This is a genomic window from Flavobacterium xinjiangense, from assembly GCF_900142885.1.
Classification (GTDB): Bacteria; Bacteroidota; Bacteroidia; order Flavobacteriales; family Flavobacteriaceae; genus Flavobacterium; species Flavobacterium xinjiangense.
Map to the genome: position 1 here is coordinate 92,170 of NZ_FRCL01000003.1, position 20,364 is coordinate 112,533.

Genomic DNA, 20,364 nt, shown 5'->3' on the forward strand with positions numbered 1-20,364 from the left:
TTCGTATGTTTTTTTTATTAAAACTTAACATTCAGGTTTACTCCAAAGCTTCTGGTTACAGGCACTCCACCTCTTTCAAGTCCTTGTTCATTACCATTTTGATAATTTGATTCAGGATCAACATTAGGAACCTTACTATAAAGACTAAGTAAGTTACGAGCTACGAAAGAAATATTAACACCTTCGATATGTGATTTTCCTAACATGCTTTTTGGAAAGTCATATCCTAGCGATACCGATCTCAATTTGATGAAATCAGAAGAATAAACAAAATTAGACGTTTGTCCACGTGCCCATGCTCTCCAATAATCCTGTGCATTTGCAGTTACATTTACCGGAGCTCCATTTACATCTACCCCACTCACCGGAATACCATCTTCTCTACCTTCTAATGTTCCTTTATGCAATCCCAATCGATATCCTAAATAATTACTGGATGAAAATACATCACCGCCAAATTTAGCATCAATCAATACTGACAATCTGAAGCTTTTATAAGATAAATCATTAGTAAAGCCCAAACTATATGGAGCTACACCTTTACCGGCAGTAACTAACTTGCCTCTGCGTAAAGTACCATCGGGATTGTATACCAAAGCTCCACTGGCATTTCTTTCATAATCATACGCTTTAATGATGCCAAACGGTTGCCCTTCTTCCAAAACAATAAAAGCATTCCCATCTCTGTTATCTGCTAAAGTTTTTGATTTAAGCTCATCTGAAAGTTTTACAACTTTGCTCTCATTGTATCCCATATTGAAACCGGTGTTCCATGTAAAATTATCAGTTTTAAAAGGGATTCCGCTTATTTGAAGTTCTATTCCTTTATTAGATATTTCACCTACATTTATTTTTGTTGAATTATAGCCTGATGAAATAGACACATTTGCATCAGCAATGTCATTGGTGGTCGTTTTATTATACCAAGTCACATCTAAGCTCAATCTGTTTTTAAAGAAAGAGTTTTCTGTACCAAATTCTATAGTTCTTACATTATACGGTTGTAAATTTCCATTAGGTATAGTATTTCCATTTGTTCCAACCAGTGGTTGTCCAAAATAACCTTGTCCTACAGGATTGTAAGTTAATACCAAAGCATAGGCATCAGGCAAAGCACCTCCTACATTCCCCCAACCTGCTCTCAACTTTCCATAGCTCCACCAGTCTGGCAATTTTACAGCATCCGAGTAAATAAAACTGGAACTAACAGAAGGATAAAAGGTATGGTTGTTTTTTGGACTTAAGGTAGAGAACCAGTCTTCACGTCCGGTAAGGCTGATAAAAAATAAATTTTTATAACCCAAATCAGCAGAACCAAACAACGAGTTCACTTCACTTTCTGCAAAATTTTCATTGGAAGATTTATTTTTCAGGTTGCCATAAAAATACTGAAAAGGTACAATGAATTCACTACCGCTAAGGCTGATTCCCTTGCTTCTATTGTGCTGACGGTTTGCCCCTACAAAAGCATTTACTTCAAAATCTCCAAAAAATGTATTTTTATATCCAAGGATACCCTCAGCATTATATTCATATCTGGTTTGTTGGATAACATTCATCCCTCCTTTTGGGTTATAAGCTATACCAGTAGGCTCAATATCAGTATATTCATAATTAATATGGTCAATACCTAATTTACCTTTTGCATAAATATTTTCATTTAAGTTATAAGTAATACTGGAAGAACCAATAAATCGGTTTCTACGATCAAAATTCTTTACATAATTTGTAGCAAAATAAGGAGTTTGAGAATAAATATTACCTCCAAAATGATTCGCTTCAAACCCGTTTGCATCTACACCAGGTTGCAGCCATCTAACATCTGTATTGGTAGCCAATTGATAAACAGATAGATTCGCATTCTTTGGTGAATCCGAAAGAAATGGTCTGTTAGTTGCACCTTCAATAACATATTGTGCATTGGTCTCCAAAGTAATTTTGTCATTAGGAGTTGCATTCAACGCTAAAGTGAAGTTTTTTCTATTAAAACCGGCATTATGCAAAATGGCTTTATTCTCAACATTTCCTAATGAAAATCGATAGTTAATTTTATCATCCCCACCAGTTAAAGCAATAGTATTCGAATTAGTCGTACCATTATTATAGAAGTTTTTCATGTTGTCCTTTTGAGCACTATAAGGATGCATCAAACCATCGATAGAAAGTACCTGAGAACCATCTAATTTTGCTCCCCAAGAATAATTATATAAATCCTGCGCATCCGCTAAATTTGCTGGTTTTTGTCCTCTGTCTCCTGAACCATAAACATATTGCCAATCGGTAGTTTTAAATACTTTTTCAAAAGTGTAGTTTGATGTGTATTCCACGCCTATTCCATGCCCGGACTTCCCTCTTTTGGTAGTAATCAAAATAACTCCATTTGACCCTCTATATCCATAAAGTGCAGAAGCAGCACTCCCTTTCATAACAGAAACTGAAGCGATATCATCTGGGTTAAAGGATGATAAACCATCCCCTTTATCGGCACCACCCCATTTACCAGCATTGCCCTGCTGTGTATTGTCTATTGGAATTCCATCAACAACGTACAAAGGCTGATTAGATCCAGAAGCTGAAGTAGCCCCACGAATTACCACTCTACTAGAACCTGCTGGCCCTGTGGCGGTTCCGGAAACGTTTACTCCAGCAACTCGACCTTGCAAAGCATTTCCTAAGTTGATTTCCTTTGCTTTTGATAAATCATCCCCTTTTACCTGACCCACTGCATATCCAAGCACTCGTTTTTGTTTTTTTACTCCTAAGGATGTAACGACAACTTCACCAAGCTCTTGCGTGCTTATAGCTAGTATAACAGTAATATTATTTTCATTTTCAGTAACATCTACTGATTTTGAAGCAAACCCGATAGAGGATACTGTCAGAGTTGCTTTACCCGAAGGGACCATGACCGCAAAGTGTCCGTCCGAATCTGTTATGGTACTAATGGATTTCCCTTTTACCTTTACGGTTGCAGAAACAATACCCTTGTTTTCTGCATCTGCGACTACGCCTGTTATGGATCGGTTTTGTGCTATTGCGCCAAAGCAGCTGAGCATAACCAATCCTAACACTGCTAAAATTCGTTTCATAAGCAATTGTTTTAGTTTGTTTTTGGTTTTGTTTAAAATATTAATAAAAAATAAGAACTTAATTTCAAAATAAGACTAGAATGAATTCTTCAATTCAACCCTAATTCCCCGTATTTTAAAAAATGTAAATCGACGGTAAATCGATTTAGTAATTAGCCGTAAAAACATCTATTGTCATTAAATAACTTCAATATTTTCACTTAACAAAAATTGAATAGAGCAATTATCAATTTACTGACTAACAAAAAAATATGAATTTCAACTTGCAAATTGTCATCTCAACTCTTTAAAAGAATTGTATGAAACAACTATATCTATTTAGTACTTATATAAAAATCAACTATATTTTCATCTTTTAAATAATATCTTCTTCGAATAACAAATTATTTAAATTTACTAAATCGTTTTAGTAAATTGATAAAAAAAACAGATTAATCATTTTTAGCTACAAAATGACCAATCCCAACTCTAAATTATACCGATTCCCTTAATACTAATTTCCCTTTTTGAAGCACTTTCTCAATAACAAAATCAGTATCATTCCTCATTTGACCCATAAGCAAATCAACAGCTTTTACTGCTATGGCATCTATTGGCTGTTCAATAACAGATATTGATGGTGTATGCAATTTAAAACTGTAATGATCATCAAAACTAATAATAGACAAATCCTCTGGTATCTTTAAACCCATTTTACGAAAAGCCTGAAGTCCTGCAAGACCCATATAATTAGCAGCGAAGAGTACTGCATTAATCATTGGATTCTTTTCAAAAAAACGAACTATTGCCTCAATTTTACTATCTTCAGTACTATGATAATCTAAATGAAGCATAAGAGATTCATTGTAATAACCTGCCGCTTTCATGGCATCAACATACCCTTTTTCTCTTAATTGCATCTGTATCATTCCAGATGTATTGTTTATAAAAGCAATATTATCATGACCGTGTTTAATAAAATATTCTGTTGCCGAGAAGGCTTCTTCATAATTATCCATTACAACATGACTAACATTTTGTCCCGGAAAATACCTGTCAATTAATACTACAGGCATTTTTAATTTTATTAGGTGATCGATACTTTTCTCCAGCTTTTCTGTTGGGGTAATAATAAAACCATCCACATTTGCTTGAAGAAGACTTTGTATCAATTCAGCAGAGCGTTCATCGTCATTTCCTGTACTACAATAAAACACTCTATATCCCAACTTTTTTGCTTCATCCTCTATTACTCTGGCGAGATCAGAAAAAAACTGATTGGAAATATCTTCCACAATAAGACCAATAGATCTTGTTTTCCCAGTTCGAAGACTACTCGCAATCATATTAGGCCTGTAATGTAACTTTTCAGCGACATCCTGCACCTTTTTAATAACAGCCTTGCTAATGTTCATTTTTTCACCTTTGTCATTAAGGACAAAAGATACTGTAGAGATAGAAACCTTAGCTTCCATGGCAATATCTTTAATGGTGATCTTTTTCATTTAGCGCGTTAATTTTATATTAAACTGTTATTAATTCTGTCACAAATATATATAAAAACAATTACTAAAACGATTTTGTAACTATTTTTTTTAAATAAATTATTTTTTTAAAGTTAATAAACTAGTAAACACACAGTATTTAAGGATATATACAGAGATATCCCTATATCTGAATAATAAACCAATTCGCATTAAAATTTGGTTCCGCCTAATGTTAATCTGATAAAAATAACTGTATTTAGTAAAAATAATAACTACTTAAGAAATAAATATTTCTTAAGTGGAAGCTTTCCCATTGAGGACAAATGTTTTCATGGCAGCAGGAATTAAAACGGTATCCCCTTTTTCATATTGCCATTTTGAATTGTTGCACTCAATTTCAAATGATCCTTCTACACACATATAAACCGTAAAGGTTTTGCCTGTTTTAATAGCCGTAATTTCACCATCTTGATTTATAATCACAATAAAACTCTGGCTTTGGAAAAAAAACTTGCCCAAATAAACAAAGAACTCCAACAGCAACAAGTCACTTTCGAAAAAAGACAAAAACCATATAATTAAAAAATGAAACAGCAGCACGCAGAAATTGAACTTATATAAAAGAAATAGTAGATATAATTTGAAATTAATTGCGCAACAATCACCCTTAGTTGGAGGTTTCATATTTTCTTATTGTATTATAAATTCCTATTATGTAGTTTCTAACCAATTGTGGTAATGTTTCTAATTCTTCAGACGCATTTTCGTCAATTTTACAAATATCACAAATCATTAAACAAGTGATATAACTACCTAGTTTAGTTATCGGGTTACCTTACACATCAGTAATTGGAATACCTCTTACTTGTTAGATCGCTAAATTTTATTTAGAATAAATTTAAATAAAAAATTTGTTTGTTACAGTTTAGGTTTTATATTTGCAGAAATTATTTTAATTCAATCTAAATTAACTAAAATGAACTTTAAAAAATTATCTCTTTCCGCATTACCAATTTTGCTATTAGCACTTGCTTCTTGTTCAAATGATGATAATGCACCAGTTGAAGAAACTTTTAATTATACTGTTCCACCAACTTACACATTCGAAAGAAATGCGGTAACTTCTGTAGATTATTCAGGGCAATCAAGTCGATTATTAATGCTTGATGAAATGGGTAATTATTTTAAAACAAGCGCAACAAATGGAACTGTTGCAGATGATGCAGTACTATCTGATATGTATGCTAATGTCAATAACCGTTTTACGGGAACGGGTTTAAACACTTCAGGGAAACAATTAAAAGATAAAACGGCTGCTTCAAAAGATTATTTTTCATTATATCTTGGTGGTGGTTCAATTACTGAACAAGTTAGTGTTCGTGATTTATTTGAAACCCAATTCGACAATGCCGATGCTGCCAGTCAAGGAGCAACAGCTGCTGCGGGTGTTTCCGGTGTTTATTTAGATGGAACAAGCAAACGGTTATTTGCTGCAAATGGATTAGAGCCACAACAAGTATTATTAAAAGGAATGATGGGGGCTTGCTTTATGGATCAAATAGCTAATAATTATTTAAGTCTGAACAAGCTTGATGGCGGAACTAATAAAGTTGACAACACGAACAAAGTATTGTTAACTGGAAAGAGTTATACTGAAATGGAGCATAATTGGGATGAAGCTTATGGCTATATTTATGGTGCAGATAATTTAACTTTTACACCAAATGTTTTCAAATTCTGGAGTAGTTACATCAATCAAGTTAATGCCGATACTGATTTTAATACTCTTAAAGCAGATATTGACTTGGCTTTCCGTAAAGGTAGAGCAGCAATCGTAGCTAATGATTATAAAGTTCGTGACGCTCAAATCGATATTATCAAAGCAAAATTAGCAATGGTTCCTGCGGTTAGAGCGGTATTTTATTTACAAGAAGGAAAAGGTAAATTAGCAACTGATAATGGAGCAAAAGCTTTCCACGCTTTATCAGAAGCATACGGTTTTATTATGTCATTACGTTACACAAATAAACCGGGAACAAACAATCCTTATTTTACAAAAGCAGAAGTAGATGCAATGTTAGCTTCTATGGTAAGCGGAACAAATGGGTTGTGGGCTATAGATACTTTAGGAGCAAAATTAGATACTATATCTGCACAAATTGCAACGAAATTTGGTTTTACGGTAACTCAAGCTGCAACGGTAAATTAATTCAGTAAAAAAAACAAAGCAAGAGAAATTAACCCTCTTGCTTTTGTACTTTTGCGTAAATTTTTAAGAATATGAAAAAGATACTATTAATTTTAAGTTTTGTTGCCGTATTTGTAGGTTGCTCATCAAATGATGGTGCAAACAATACGGACGGGAATAATTACGATAGAACAGCACTTTTAACCAACTGGGCTGATAATATTATTGTTCCAAGTTATGTAAATTATCAAGCGAAAGTACAAATATTGGTAACTAGCACAAATACTTTTGTTGCAACTCCAACGGAAGCAAATCTTCAAATTCTAAGAACTTCTTGCTTTGAGGCTTACAAGGCATATCAATATATATCGATGTATAATTTGGGTAAAGCAGAAGAAATTAATCTTAATATGGCTTCCAATACCTATCCAACAAATACAATTGGTATTGAATCAAATATTTCATCCGGAACTTACAATCTGGCATTGTTGTCTCAATTTGATAAACAAGGTTTTCCAGCATTGGATTATTTGGTAAATGGATTGGGTGGAAATGATGCTTCAATTGTTGGTTTTTATGCTACAAATGCAAATGCTGCAAATTACAAGCAGTATTTAACAGCTGTTGTAAGCAAACTAAAAACTAATGTTGATGCAGTTGTAACCGATTGGAATTCAGGTTTCAAAAATAGTTATGTAGCGAACAGCGGGACTTCGGTAAGTAGTTCAGTGAATAAAACAACAAATCTATTTGTAAAAAATCTTGAAAAAGATATTCGTACAGGTAAATTAGGAATTCCGGCAGGTGTTTTTTCAAGTGGCGTTAAATATCCGGAAAAAGTGGAAGGGTATTATAAAAATGATATATCTAAAGAGTTGTTAAATGTTTCATTAAAAGCGCAACAAGATTTTTTTAATGGAAAACATTTCAATAGTACAGCTACAGGTGAAGGTCTAAAAAGTTATTTGGATTTTTTAAATGTGATTAGAAATGGTCAAAAATTAAGCGATATCATAAACAATCAATTTGCTGCCATTTATACTGTAACCAACACGCTTAACAACAGTTTTTCACAACAAGTAACTACTGACAATTCAAAAATGATTATCACTTATGATGCTTTACAGCAAAATGTAATCTACACAAAACTAGATATGATGCAAGCATTAAACATCACTATTGATTATGTAGATGGGGATGGAGATTAATTATGGGTTTTAGTATAACAAAATATCTAAATAAATATTCAGAGGCATCAACGCTAGCTTTTTTCAGGCTAGCGTTTGGCTTTATGATGGTTTTAAGTCTAATACGATTTGCGAGTTACGGTTGGATTGATAAATTTTATATCCAACCCCAATTTCACTTTACGTATTATGGCTTTGAGTGGGTTAAACCGCTAGGGAATTACACCTATTTATTATTTTTTATTTCAGGATTAGCTGCTTTATTTGTCGCCATTGGATACAAATATAAATTATCGATCATTACCTTTTTCCTGATCTTTACCTACATTGAATTTATGGATAAAACCACGTACCTGAACCATTATTATTTTATTACGGTTGTGAGTTTTATATTGATATTTTTACCGGCAAATGCCTATTTTTCAATTGATGCCTATAGGAACCCTAAAATTGCCCATCAGAAAATCCCGAGTTGGACTATTGATATTTTAAAATTACTTTTAGGTATTGTATATTTTTATGCAGGCTTGGCAAAACTCAATTCCGACTGGCTTTTTGAAGCGATGCCACTCAAAATCTGGTTACCCAATAATTCAAATTTACCTATAATTGGTTCTTTATTAAACGAGAATTGGGTGCACTACGCATTTAGCTGGACGGGAATGATTTACGATTTAAGTATACCTTTTTTATTACTGTATAGAAGAACTCGTTTATTCGCTTTTGTTTTAGTGGTAGTCTTTCATATTCTGACTAAAATTCTTTTCCCCATTGGTGTTTTTCCTTATATAATGATTGTAAGTTCATTACTCTTTTTTGATGCGGATTTTCATAAAAAGTGTTTACAATTTATTTCGAAATTATTCAATTTCAGTATAACTGTTTTTGAGAACGGAAAAGAAAAAATTCAGAATTTCAATGGTATTTATAAAACAAAAATAGCCTTTTTAACCTGTTTTTTAGCTTTTCAGTTCCTGTTTCCTTTTCGATATCTATTGTTTCCGGACGAATTATTTTGGACAGAAGAAGGTTTTCGGTTTTCGTGGCGCGTGATGCTTATGGAAAAAGCCGGTTATACCCAATTTATTGTTACCGATGCGAAAACGAAAGAAAATATAATGATAAATAACAGTCATTTTTTAACCACTTTTCAGGAAAAGCAAATGTCGTTCCAACCGGATTTTATTTTGGAATACGCACATTTTTTACATGATTATTACCAAAAAAAAGGCATTCAAGAACCCGAAGTCAGAGTACAAAGCTACGTTGCTCTCAACGGAAGATTAAGTCAAAAATATATCAATCCAAAAATAAATTTAGCCAAAGAAAATGAAACTTTCAAACACAAAACTTGGATATTACCTTTTAACGATGAAATTAAAGGATTTTAGTTGCATTCTACTTTTATTATTTACCATAAATAGTTTTTCCCAATATAAAATTTCAGGAATAACTAAAGCTGACAATGGTAGAATACTAGCTTTCGTTGAAGTATATAATAAAACTTCCGGGACTAAATATTTATCTAATCCTAAAGGAGCGTTTTCAATCGAATTAGACAAGTCAGGGAGTTATGAACTTGTTTTTTACAAAGAAAACTATGCTGTTTTAGAAAAAACAGTTTCAACATCTGATGAAAGCATTGTTATTGTTTTGGATAAAATCACCAACCTTTCGGAAGTAGTTATCAATACACAAAAGGAAAAAATATTTGCACTCAATAAATTAAAAGATATTGATGAAACGGCCATTTATGCCGGAAAGAAAACCGAAGTAATCTCATTAAACAAACTAACGGCAAACAAGGCAACCAATAATGCACGTCAAATATTCGCGCAAGTTGTAGGATTAACAATCAACGAAAGTTCCGATGGCGGTTTGCAATTAAGTATTGGTGGACGAGGATTAGATCCAAACAGAACATCGAATTTTAATACCCGTCAAAACGGCTATGACATAAGTGCTGATGTTCTGGGTTATCCTGAAAGTTATTATGCCACACCTACCGAAGCATTAGAAGAAATACAAGTAGTTCGCGGCGCAGCATCTTTACAATACGGAACGCAATTTGGTGGATTAGTTAATTTTAAATTAAAAACACCCAGCAAAAAACCATTCGAATTTACAACAAGAAATACTATTGGGTCTTATGGATTGTTCACCAATTTTACTTCATTAAGCGGTACAAAAGATAAATTCAGATACTACACCTTTTATAATTACAAACAAGGAAACGGTTTTAGAGCCAATTCTGAATTTGAAAGCAAAAATTATTTTGGGAATTTGAATTATCAGTTCAACGATAAAACATCATTGCATTTTGACTACACATATTTTAATTATTTAGCCCAACAAGCCGGCGGATTAACTGATGTGATGTTTAACGAAAACCCTACACAAAGCAATAGAACCCGAAATTGGTTTGCTGTAAATTGGAATTTATATGCATTGCGATTAAAACATAAATTTAATGCTAATGCCGATTTTTCATTGCAATTATTTGGGTTAGATGCTAGTCGAAAAGCAGTTGGTTATCGTTCTAATAGGGTTTCTAATCCTGATGTAGTAGGTACGGAAAGAGATTTAATAGTAGGCCAATTTGTCAATTGGGGTGCAGAAGCACGATTTTTAAAACGCTATAAAATTAAAGAAAACACTAGCGCATTTTTGATTGGCGCAAAATACTATCAATCTAAAAATTCTGGAATTCAAGGTCCGGGAAGTTCGGGTAGTGATGCCAATTTTAATGTTGCTAATACAGAATTTCCTTTTTATCAAAATCAATCCAATTATACGTATCCAAACTTGAATGTTTCGGTTTTTGGAGAGAATATTTTCAAAATAACTTCTAATTTTTCTGTGACACCTGGTTTTAGATTTGAAAAAATAAAAACAAAAGCAGAAGGTTCTTATCGAAAAATAAATCTGGATTTAGCCGGAAATGTAATTTTAGATGAAACCAAGTTTGAGAATAATATAAAAGACAGAAATTTTGTTTTATTAGGTATAGGATTAAGTTATAAACCATTGAATAGAATAGAGTTTTATGGGAATATTTCACAAAACTATCGTTCGGTAACATTCAACGATATTCGAACCGTAAGCCCAAGTCAAGTGATTGATGAAAATATTACGGACGAAAAAGGCTATACATCAGATATCGGAGTACGCGGACAATTAGGAGATAAAGTAACATTTGATGCCAGTATATACGGATTGTATTATGATGACAAAATAGGCGAATATGAAACCAGAAACCCCAATGGTTCAGCGGCAATTGTAAGGTTTCGGGACAATATAGGAACTGCCGTGACATATGGTTTCGAAACGATGTTTGATTGGAGTTTGAATAAAACTTTTTTCAAAGAAAAAGAGAACTTTGTTTGGAATGTATTCTCCAATATCGCTATTACAGATTCGGAATATTTAAAATCGGACGCACCAAATATTGAAGGAAATAAAGTGGAATTCGTACCGCTTTACAACTTAAAAACAGGAACAGGGATTGGATATAAAAATTTTATTTCGAGTGTACAATTTACCTATGTATCTTCTCAATTTACGGAAGCAAACAACAGTAAAACAGATGTGAATGACAATACGTATGGTATTTTTGGTCAAATTCCTGCCTATTATGTAGCTGATTTTTCAACTTCCTACAAATGGAAAAAATGGAAACTGGAAGCTGGGATTACTAATTTTACAAACAATAGTTATTTTACAAGAAGAGCGACTGGTTATCCCGGTCCCGGAATAATACCATCTGATACTAGAACTTTTTATACTACGCTTGAGTTTGTATTTTAATATATTAAAAGCCTATTTTTTTAAGACAGAAACTTTTCAAAAGTATTTATTATTTTGCTCTTCTTTAAAAACACCTCAACTAAATTCCAAAAACAATATGACCTATTATAATTCCAATCATAATCAATTTCTTTTAATTGTTGAAAAAACGGTCAAAGACATTGATTAAAGATATTTGTTATTATACAATAAATATGTCCAGCCTTTTGTTTCTTATTTCCATAAATAACTAAAATGTCTGTAAGCCGTGTAAAAAAGTGCCAACCAAATTGAAATGATAATTGCTGCAAATATCCAATTGTTTTTTTTAATTTTTTTCGGATTATCTTTTATACTTTGTCTAGCTTCTGTCAAAACGACTGAGGGAATTAGTTTGATAGAAAGTGTAATTAGAAGAGGAACAATAAGTAAGTCGTCAAGATATCCTATAACCGGAATAAAGTCAGGTATCAAGTCAATCGGACTTAACAAATAGCCAACTGTTAGTCCTATGATAATTTTTGCAGACAGCGGTGTCCGTTTGTCAGAATAGGCTAAAATCAAAACTTGTGCTTCCGATTTTAATTGTCTTGCTTGTTGCTTTAGTTTATCTATTAATTGCATTGTCGTTTTTTTTTAGCTTTCCGTTATTAGGCGATTGTGCTTTTTGCCTCATAGGTTATGGATTATTTATAATTACTGATTTAGTAAATCTAACTTTGTGATCAATAATAGAATCCCAATCCCACAGTTGCATTTTTTCCAATAGAAAATCCCTCGAGAAAATTTCATCTATTTGTTTAAACCCTATCCATTCATAACCTTCATGTTCATCAGATAAATAAATGGCATCTGTCATCATCTCACTAAAGTATATAATACCTGTAATTTGACATTTATCATTATGCATATAATTCCAAGTATCAATCACTTTAATTGGTTTAATTTCAATATTCAGTTCTTCAAATATTTCTCTTTTCAGCGTTTCTTCGGCAGTTTCACCAAACTCCATTCTACCACCGGGCAAGTCCCATAATTTTCGACCATCTTTGAGATTATAAACCGCTAAAAACGTATTGTTTTTAATAATTAAGGTTTTTACAGAAAAGAATGTTTTTTTATCCATGTCAATTAATTTTTACAAACTTAATCATAATGCTTTATTTTTGAAAAAGTTGCGAATTTGAAACTACAAATTTTCGATGTCTGCTAATAATATTCAAAGCTACTTTATTTTTTTGGTTACAGATAGTAATTGTTTCTAATTGGAGAGACACAGCTATTAACTTATAAATTTCAAGAGCAGAACAAGAGCTAATGGAAGGAGCGTTTATCCGTTATGAAATCAAGTACTAAAGAAACATTGTTTCCAAAAACAAACCTCGCTTAAAATGACTTAAGCGAGGTCGATTTTTATGTTATTTAGTGTCGATTTAGATTCTTATAGAAGTCGGCAATGGCTGCCAATGTTGTGTAGTGCTTATATCTAAACTATTATAACCTAATTTTAACTCCGCCATTCAATATAAATCCATCTGTTGGCGTGTAAACTTCTCTAAATTGTGGGTTTTGAATTGTTCCCGAATACATATACTCCCATTTAGATTGTCGGCTGTCTAAAAAGTTTTCAAGGTTCAAGAATAAACTAAAATATTTAAACTTGTATTCTCCCGAAACTCCCATAACCCAATAATCCCTAACTTTTTCGTTGTTTGTCAAATACTGGTTTCCAACATAAAAAACTTCGTAAGCAATTCGCAATTTTTCTTCCCACTCATACATTAGGTTTGCGTTTATTCTATGTTTTGCTGTTAATGGATTTACGGTTGAGTTATTATCAAAATTTCTTTTTGCGTCAATGTAAGTGTAACCAATGTAACAGGAAATGTCCTCAAAACGAAGCTTTACGTTTGTTTCAAAACCTTTGGTTTCTATATTTCCGTTGGCATTTTCAAAGGCATAATTTATAGAAAACGGAACTTGATTAAGTACTAACGGATTTTTGATAATGGTGTAAAAAAACATTTGATTAATGGCAAAACTTACTTCGTCAAAAATGGTAGTTTTATAATTGACATCAGCATTTAATCCATATGATTTTTCAGGATTGACTTTTGAAAAGTCCAGTGAATTTATATTTTGAAACGCTTTTTCTTCGGTTTCTTCCGAGAAAATGGTAGGTGATTTGTAGCCTAAACCACCGCCAAATCTTGAAGATAATTTTTCGTTGATTTTGTACAGTAATGATAGACGAGGCAAAACAAAAACATTGCTTCTGTTTGTAATGTCTAAACGTAAACCGCTTTCCAAAATAAATTTTTCGGTTATGTTCAGATTGTTTTGAGCAAAAACACCTAAAGCTGCATTGTAATAATCTAATTTATCAGCGACTAAATTAATTTGCTTAAAATTATCCGAAACTAAATTCGCTCCCAAATTCCATTCTGATTTTTCGTTAGCGATAAGATAATTGGCTTCTGTAAAAGTGGCTATTTGTTGTCCTTCAAAATTATATGTTTGTTTTTCTATTTTCCGGTTAAAATACCCAACACTATTTTTAATTGTCAATATGTTTTTATTCTCAAATATCTTTTCAAACTTTGCCTGTGTTGAATATCGTTTACTGTTATTTCGCTCAAAAAACGTATCTGCAGCATCTCTATTATTATCAATCACTTCCATATCTCCACCTATCCGTTTTTCAAATCCTGCGTTTACACCTAAACTAAATGTTGTTTTTTCGTTTGGATAATAGAAGAATTTTGAATTTATCGTAAATCTTTCGAAATTTGGAATATCCGAAAACCCATCGTTATTTACATCGCTTGCTTTTTGAGAATTACTTGAAGCATAAATTGTAAGTCCTGATTTTTTGTATTTTTCGGCATAAAAACCGCTTAAATCCAGCGCTTGTGTTTGATTTATGTTTGTCAAAAACGAAATTTCTCTTGTCTCGGTTGGTTCTTTTGTAATCAAGTTTATCAATCCCGCAATGGCTCCGCCGCCATAAAGTGTTGAAGTGGAACCTTTGATAACTTCTACACGTTTTAAATTCAATGGTGGAATTTGCAAAATACTCAAACCACTTGCAAAACCTGAATACAAAGGAAATCCGTCTTGTAAAAGTTGCGTATATTTTCCGTCTAAACCTTGAATACGAATACTCGCACTACCTGAAACTTGGGAAGTTTGTTGCGTTTGAATTCCTGTACTTTCAGTAAGCAACATTTTTATATTCCCTGGTTGCATTGAAGATTTTTCTTCTAATTCTCCCGCTGCAATCGCTTCGATTCGAGTTGGAGCGTTTTTTATTGTTCGACTACTTCTCGTTGAAGTAACTTTAACTTCTTCTAATTCTTCCGATAATGGTTCTAGAAATATTACAATGATTTCATTTTGAGGAAATAAAATGTTTCTTTCCGTTTTTCGGTAACCAAAAGAACTGAAAACAATGGTTTGCTTACCGTTGGGAATGTTTTCAATTACTACAAATCCTTTTTCGTCAGAAGTGGAACCGCTTTGAGTTCCGGTTAGAAATACAGAAATGCTGTCAAGTGCTTCTTTTGTTTTTTCATCTTTGATGATGGCTTTAAAAGTGTTTTGGGCTGTTGCTAAAAATGGAAATAGCAAAAGAATGAATATTATTTTCTTCATTTTAAATTTAAATAAAATTGTTCTGAAATAGTAAAACTGGAAACTGCGTAGCAATTACCTAAAAAAGACAAATCAGAAAATCATCAAATCAAGAAAGAAGAATATAGGATAAAAAGCTTATCCTGTTTTGGAAAGAAAGAGCTTTTGTAAAATGAAATGCATTTAGATGCAGGTAGAATTCCATTTAAATGAAATTGAATTGGCGTGTTACAATTAATGTCGCAATGCGGAATACTTTGTGTTACGCTCTTTGCAAATATTTGACTACAAAATTGTTGAATATAGGCATGACTTTCATTTTCAAAATTAGCCTTCTCCTCGGTCTCCGAAAATTCAAAAACGGTGTTGAAATAGCAACACGATATTAGAATTAGAAGTACTATTTTAATGTATCCTTTCATCGTCACAAATGTACAAACAATAATTTTGTTTTGTCGGTAAATTGACTGTAATACATAAATGAAGGATTAAGTTGTAAATTACAAAGGATTTCTAATCATAACAAAAAGATACCTCTCAGCATCTTCTATATCTTCCAATTACTCTTCCAACTATCATTACAAAAATAATCCCTCCTAAGCTCATAAATCTTCCCCTCAGGTAAAGACCTAAAAACCAAAAAAAAAATAAATCCTATTTTTTCATACCATTCCATACCTCAAATACAGTAGGTAAAAAATTTCCTTTTTTAGAGTGAAATCAGAGAATCTGTTTTTGATAAGCTTTAATCCCGAATTAATAAGTATTCCTTTTCTCCATAAAAACACAAAAGACACCTCACAGCATCTTTTCCTATATAATCCTATGGCAATAGCAATTCAATCACAAATCCAAAAAGCTGGCATTAGATTAGCCACTTACTTTTTCTTTTCTTCGTCAACAATTAGTTTCAAAGAATTGATATAATCAGTATCAAATTCTATAACTCTTATTTTGTTTTGCTTAAAAGTCATTTCACCCTCAAATTTCCCTTCGGTTCCCAAAAAATCTATTACTAGTTCTTCCTCATTTAGTTCTATAAGTTTACCTAGATAAACAGCTTTGTCTGACTTTTTTGCAATCTGAAAAATCTCATATTTATTAGCCAGAAAATTTGTAATTGAAGACAAATCTTTAAGCGGAATTATTTCGGCTGTACTTGTTTTTAAACCTTTTAGTTTAATTACTCTTTCTGTGAATTCATGATCCTTGTCTTGAATAATTGACTTTACATTTTCGTTTTTTAATACCGTATAGCCATCAATTATAAAATCAAAAGGGTTATTTTTCAGTAAAATCCAATCTTCTGTCCAATCAATGAGAAAACCACTAAAGATTTCTTTTTTGTCATCAAATTCTATTGAAATTAATTGTCGTAAGTATTTTTCCATTATGCTTTTTTAAGTTTCAAGAACAGTTTACTACTAACGTCAGTTCTCCCGAAGCATCGGGGAAAAAACCTCGAAACGAACTTCATTTTGCACATTATCGACGATTTTGGACTCCAGGTCATCAACAATGAGAAACAGATGATATTGATGGATTTGATAGAAGATCGCAATCAAAAAAGAGCTACTATTTTTTGTTCACAACTACCGATAAAAAACTGGCACGATCTGATAGAGCAAAAGGCAATAAGCGATGCGATTTTAGATAGGATAATTCACTCGGCCATACGCTTCGAATTACAAGGTGAATCCATGCGTAAAAAAATGAAAAAATAGTAAAAAAATTTATCTAATTTTAAACCAAGAAATCATCAGTAAAAAAACTGTCAATTTTGCTTCGGAATTACCTGTCCAGTTTACCCCGGAATAGGGTGTACACTTTCACCGGAATAAGCACTATGTTTTTTTTGTCACAAATAGATACTCTTTTTGTTACACAATTAATCGTCATAATATAGTCCAAACGTTTGGGTATAATAGCGCTGTATATTGCATTTAATCCAATAAATTGGACTAGTTTGAAATCACTAGCGGTACTAAAATTAAAGCAATTATTTTGTCGCAAAAACAGGAGGTATTTGCGACAAAACAGTAAAAATAATTCAAGTCCAAACGATAAAAAAAAGGAGTTCACGATAATTAAAAAGACAAAATGTATGTTATTTCAAACATAATTGCTGTTTTTGTATATAATAACGAACATTATTAAAAATGACAACTAAAAAACAAACCATTTTCCCAAAGTATGACAAAGTATTGGGACAAATGGGAGAAAATATAAAGATGTCTCGTAAAAGGCGAAAATTGACTATGTTACAAGTAGCCGAACGAGCAGATATCGCAAGATCAACGTTGCACTTAATCGAGTTAGGAAATTCAAGTGTGGCAATGGGAGCCTATTTCAATGTGCTCCGAGTATTGGGGTTGCAAGACGATTTTCTAAAGCTAGCTGCAGATGATGAACTAGGAAGAAAACTCCAAGACCTCGAACTTCTAAAATAGTAAATATATCGTCAGTTCGAGTGATTTTTACACAATGCATGGAGTAAAAATAGTATCGAGAACCATCTAATAATCTAAAATGGCCACAAAAACCAACATATACGTTTACGCACATTGGCAAGATTTGATTTTAAGAGGAGGACTGCCAGTGGCAGTCAGGTATAATCTCAATTTAACAATATAAGATGTCTATAAAAACTGAAATATACGTATATGCACATTGGAAGGGTTTACCTGAACCCAAAATCATTGGTGTTTTGTCTGCACAACAAGCTACAGGTAAAAAAGCATTTAGCTTTGAATACGATAACAACTGGATAAAATCGGGACAAAAATTCTTATTAGACCCAGACATTCAACTGTATGGTGGACCACAATACCCGAATCAAAAAGAAAACTTCGGAATATTTCTGGACAGTATGCCCGACACTTGGGGAAGAACTCTCATGAAACGGAGAGCGGCCCAAGAAGTAAAAGAAAAAGGAGAAAAAGCACCAACACTTTATGATATTGATTTTCTGTTAGGAGTATACGATGAAAGTCGTATGGGAGCCCTGCGCTTCAAGACAGATCAAAACGGTGAATTTCTCGACAAAAACAAAACAGCTTCTACTCCACCATGGTCATCCATTCGTGAGTTGCAAAACGCAGCTGCTAATTTTGAAAATGAAGATGATAATGATGCCGTAAAAAAATGGTTGTCTGTCTTGATGACAGCAGGTTCCTCACTCGGTGGTGCTAGACCAAAAGTGAATATTCTAGACAATGATAAAAGCCTTTGGATCGCCAAATTTCCATCCAAAAACAGACACCACAGACAAAGGAGCTTGGGAGTTCCTTGCCTATCAACTAGCAATTAAAGCAGGTATAGAAATGGCTCCCTGTCGAATAGAAAAAATAATGGGCAACCACCACACCTTTTTTACCAAACGATTCGACCGGGAAAATGGAGAAAGAATACACTTCGCTTCCGCAATGACCATGACAGCCAACAATGAAGATACCATCCGGGACAATCCGGCAAGCTATTTAGACATAGATGAATTCATTAGCAACCATGGAACAAATATAGAAGCTAACTTGCACCAATTATGGCGCAGAATAATCTTCAATATTTCTATATCCAATACCGATGACCGTCTAGAAACCAAGGCTTTATCCTGACCAAAGGAGGTTGGATATTATCACCGGCCTATGACCTCAACCCATCAATTGAAAAGGATGGCTTGGCTTTAAATATCGATACTGATAACAATGCCCTCGATTTTGAATTGGCAAAAAATGTTGGAGAATATTTCAGATTAAACGAAAAGCAAATGGTGACCATCATAAAGAAGTACTAGCGGTAACAACAAATTGGAAAACCATAGCTAAAGAAATTGGAATTTCAAGAAGTGAACAAGAACTGATGTCTAAGGCATTTAAATTAGAAAGTAGCAAATCATAAACATCACGGGCAATCCTTTAACGGAAAATTGTGTTTTAAAATCTTTAAATTTGAACATCCATGAATCTAGTTCAATCTATTAAAAGAAACTATTAACATAATAAGTAGAATTTTAAGTCCTTATACAATTATTCTTAAGAATATAAAAATAATCCCCAACTATGAACTCAAAAAATACAAAACCCGTACTCCTCTTTGATGTAAATGAAACTTTGTTAGACATGACTCCGCTTAAGAATGCGATCAACACTTTACTGGAGGAACCACTGGCGTTCAAAATTTGGTTTGGAATGGTATTGCATTATTCGCTAGTGGATAATTGTACAAATCAGTATCATGATTTTAGCGCAATAGGTGCTGCGATGCTTGAAATGGCGGCAACTTCTTTAAATAAAACCATAACCGCAGATGAAATTAAAAAAACTCTTTCAATAATTCGGAATCTGAAAGCGTATCCTGATGTTTTGAAAGGATTACAGCTGTTGAAAGAAAATGGTTTTAGATTAGCCACTTTGACAAATTCGCCTGAAAACGCACTTAAAGAACAATTAATTAATTAATTCAAATCTGACTGATATATTTGAGTTTGCTCTAAGTATTGATACCCTTAAAATATATAAACCAGACCCTAAAACCTATAAATGGGCAGCAACTAAATTAGATCAGCAACCGCAAAATATAATTATGATTGCGGCACACGGATGGGATTTAGCCGGCGCGATACATGCTGGATTGCAAACCGGTTTTGTAGCGCGTGAAGGACAATCATTGTATTCCCTTTCGGACAAACCTACCTATGAAGCCAAAGATATTTATGAAATGGCAATGGTTCTGATTGAAAAATACAAATAAAGATCTACGGAAGTGGAAAACAAAGTTGTTTTTATCGCCTTTTGATCATCTTGTAAAGCAAAATAGATAGTATTAAATAATTCAACAAATAATACAACAAGTATTTGCAAAAAACGACCCGTTCGCGCAGAATTGCACTCTGTGCCAATCCATTTAATATACAATAACTAATTACCTCTCATTTTTCACCTCTCTACACTTAGAACACTAAACTAATAATCGCCATCCAATAAAAGAATGATAAAACTGCTTTATCTTTGAAGTAA

Annotated in this window: 18 protein-coding genes; 11 read left to right on the plus strand and 7 right to left on the minus strand. The window is 32.9% G+C overall.

Going from position 1 to position 20,364, the window contains the following annotated elements; genetic code table 11:
- Positions 1-17 precede the first annotated feature (17 nt).
- From BUC23_RS04345 to BUC23_RS04355, 3 genes are all read right to left on the minus strand, one after another.
- Positions 18-3,089: a SusC/RagA family TonB-linked outer membrane protein gene (locus BUC23_RS04345; RefSeq protein ID WP_073206019.1), complete on the minus strand. Its 3,072-nt coding sequence runs from the start codon at positions 3,087-3,089 to the stop codon at positions 18-20.
- A gap of 473 nt (positions 3,090-3,562) precedes the next feature.
- Positions 3,563-4,573 (minus strand): LacI family DNA-binding transcriptional regulator, encoded by a 1,011-nt coding sequence (locus tag BUC23_RS04350; RefSeq protein WP_073206021.1) that lies wholly within the window; start codon positions 4,571-4,573, stop codon positions 3,563-3,565.
- A gap of 276 nt (positions 4,574-4,849) precedes the next feature.
- On the minus strand, positions 4,850-5,038 hold the full coding sequence (locus BUC23_RS04355; protein WP_139259769.1) for a hypothetical protein: 189 nt from the start codon (positions 5,036-5,038) through the stop codon (positions 4,850-4,852).
- Between the two features lie 493 nt (positions 5,039-5,531).
- Here BUC23_RS04355 and BUC23_RS04360 point away from each other — a divergent pair, with 493 nt between their 5' ends.
- The 4 genes from BUC23_RS04360 (at position 5,532) to BUC23_RS04375 (ending at position 11,737) form a co-directional block, all read left to right on the plus strand.
- Positions 5,532-6,764, plus strand: a complete 1,233-nt coding sequence (locus tag BUC23_RS04360; protein ID WP_073206027.1) for a DUF4856 domain-containing protein — start codon at positions 5,532-5,534, stop codon at positions 6,762-6,764.
- A gap of 71 nt (positions 6,765-6,835) precedes the next feature.
- Positions 6,836-7,951 carry an imelysin family protein gene (locus BUC23_RS04365; RefSeq protein ID WP_073206030.1) on the plus strand — a complete coding sequence of 372 codons (1,116 nt, stop codon included), beginning with the start codon at positions 6,836-6,838 and terminating at the stop codon, positions 7,949-7,951.
- Positions 7,952-7,953: 2 nt separating this feature from the next.
- Complete coding sequence (locus BUC23_RS04370; RefSeq protein ID WP_073206033.1) at positions 7,954-9,321, plus strand: HTTM domain-containing protein; 1,368 nt, start codon at positions 7,954-7,956, stop codon at positions 9,319-9,321.
- Complete coding sequence (locus BUC23_RS04375; protein WP_073206036.1) at positions 9,302-11,737, plus strand: TonB-dependent receptor domain-containing protein; 2,436 nt, start codon at positions 9,302-9,304, stop codon at positions 11,735-11,737. The genes BUC23_RS04370 and BUC23_RS04375 overlap by 20 nt, the downstream gene beginning before the upstream one ends.
- Positions 11,738-11,950: 213 nt before the next feature.
- Here the strand turns inward: BUC23_RS04375 and BUC23_RS04385 are convergent, their stop codons facing one another.
- From BUC23_RS04385 to BUC23_RS04405, 4 genes are all read right to left on the minus strand, one after another.
- A complete protein-coding gene (locus BUC23_RS04385; protein ID WP_073206042.1) occupies positions 11,951-12,340 on the minus strand; it encodes a YkvA family protein in 390 nt (129 codons plus the stop codon).
- A 55-nt stretch (positions 12,341-12,395) separates the two neighbouring features.
- Positions 12,396-12,842 (minus strand): NUDIX hydrolase, encoded by a 447-nt coding sequence (locus BUC23_RS04390; protein WP_073206045.1) that lies wholly within the window; start codon positions 12,840-12,842, stop codon positions 12,396-12,398.
- Between the two features lie 368 nt (positions 12,843-13,210).
- Positions 13,211-15,370, minus strand: a complete 2,160-nt coding sequence (locus tag BUC23_RS04395) for a TonB-dependent receptor (RefSeq protein WP_073206048.1) — start codon at positions 15,368-15,370, stop codon at positions 13,211-13,213.
- An 857-nt stretch (positions 15,371-16,227) separates the two neighbouring features.
- A complete protein-coding gene (locus BUC23_RS04405; protein ID WP_073206054.1) occupies positions 16,228-16,740 on the minus strand; it encodes a hypothetical protein in 513 nt (170 codons plus the stop codon).
- 87 nt (positions 16,741-16,827) lie between these two features.
- On the opposite strand from BUC23_RS04405, the gene BUC23_RS04410 reads away from it, so the two are divergent.
- From BUC23_RS04410 to BUC23_RS17675, 7 genes are all read left to right on the plus strand, one after another.
- Complete coding sequence (locus tag BUC23_RS04410; protein ID WP_244153766.1) at positions 16,828-17,073, plus strand: ATP-binding protein; 246 nt, start codon at positions 16,828-16,830, stop codon at positions 17,071-17,073.
- Positions 17,074-17,508: 435 nt separating this feature from the next.
- Entirely contained in the window at positions 17,509-17,799 is a 291-nt protein-coding gene (locus BUC23_RS04415) for a helix-turn-helix domain-containing protein (protein WP_073206056.1), read from the plus strand.
- 185 nt (positions 17,800-17,984) lie between these two features.
- Positions 17,985-18,659, plus strand: coding sequence for a type II toxin-antitoxin system HipA family toxin (locus BUC23_RS17810; protein ID WP_341868408.1), 675 nt, complete (start codon positions 17,985-17,987; stop codon positions 18,657-18,659).
- A 13-nt stretch (positions 18,660-18,672) separates the two neighbouring features.
- Positions 18,673-18,963 (plus strand): HipA domain-containing protein, encoded by a 291-nt coding sequence (locus BUC23_RS17815; protein ID WP_341868409.1) that lies wholly within the window; start codon positions 18,673-18,675, stop codon positions 18,961-18,963.
- 14 nt (positions 18,964-18,977) lie between these two features.
- A complete protein-coding gene (locus tag BUC23_RS17820; RefSeq protein ID WP_341868410.1) occupies positions 18,978-19,142 on the plus strand; it encodes a hypothetical protein in 165 nt (54 codons plus the stop codon).
- A gap of 265 nt (positions 19,143-19,407) precedes the next feature.
- Positions 19,408-19,806: an HAD family hydrolase gene (locus BUC23_RS17670; protein WP_244153767.1), complete on the plus strand. Its 399-nt coding sequence runs from the start codon at positions 19,408-19,410 to the stop codon at positions 19,804-19,806.
- A gap of 52 nt (positions 19,807-19,858) precedes the next feature.
- Positions 19,859-20,098 (plus strand): HAD hydrolase-like protein, encoded by a 240-nt coding sequence (locus BUC23_RS17675; RefSeq protein ID WP_244153775.1) that lies wholly within the window; start codon positions 19,859-19,861, stop codon positions 20,096-20,098.
- The last annotated feature ends 266 nt before the right edge of the window (positions 20,099-20,364 follow it).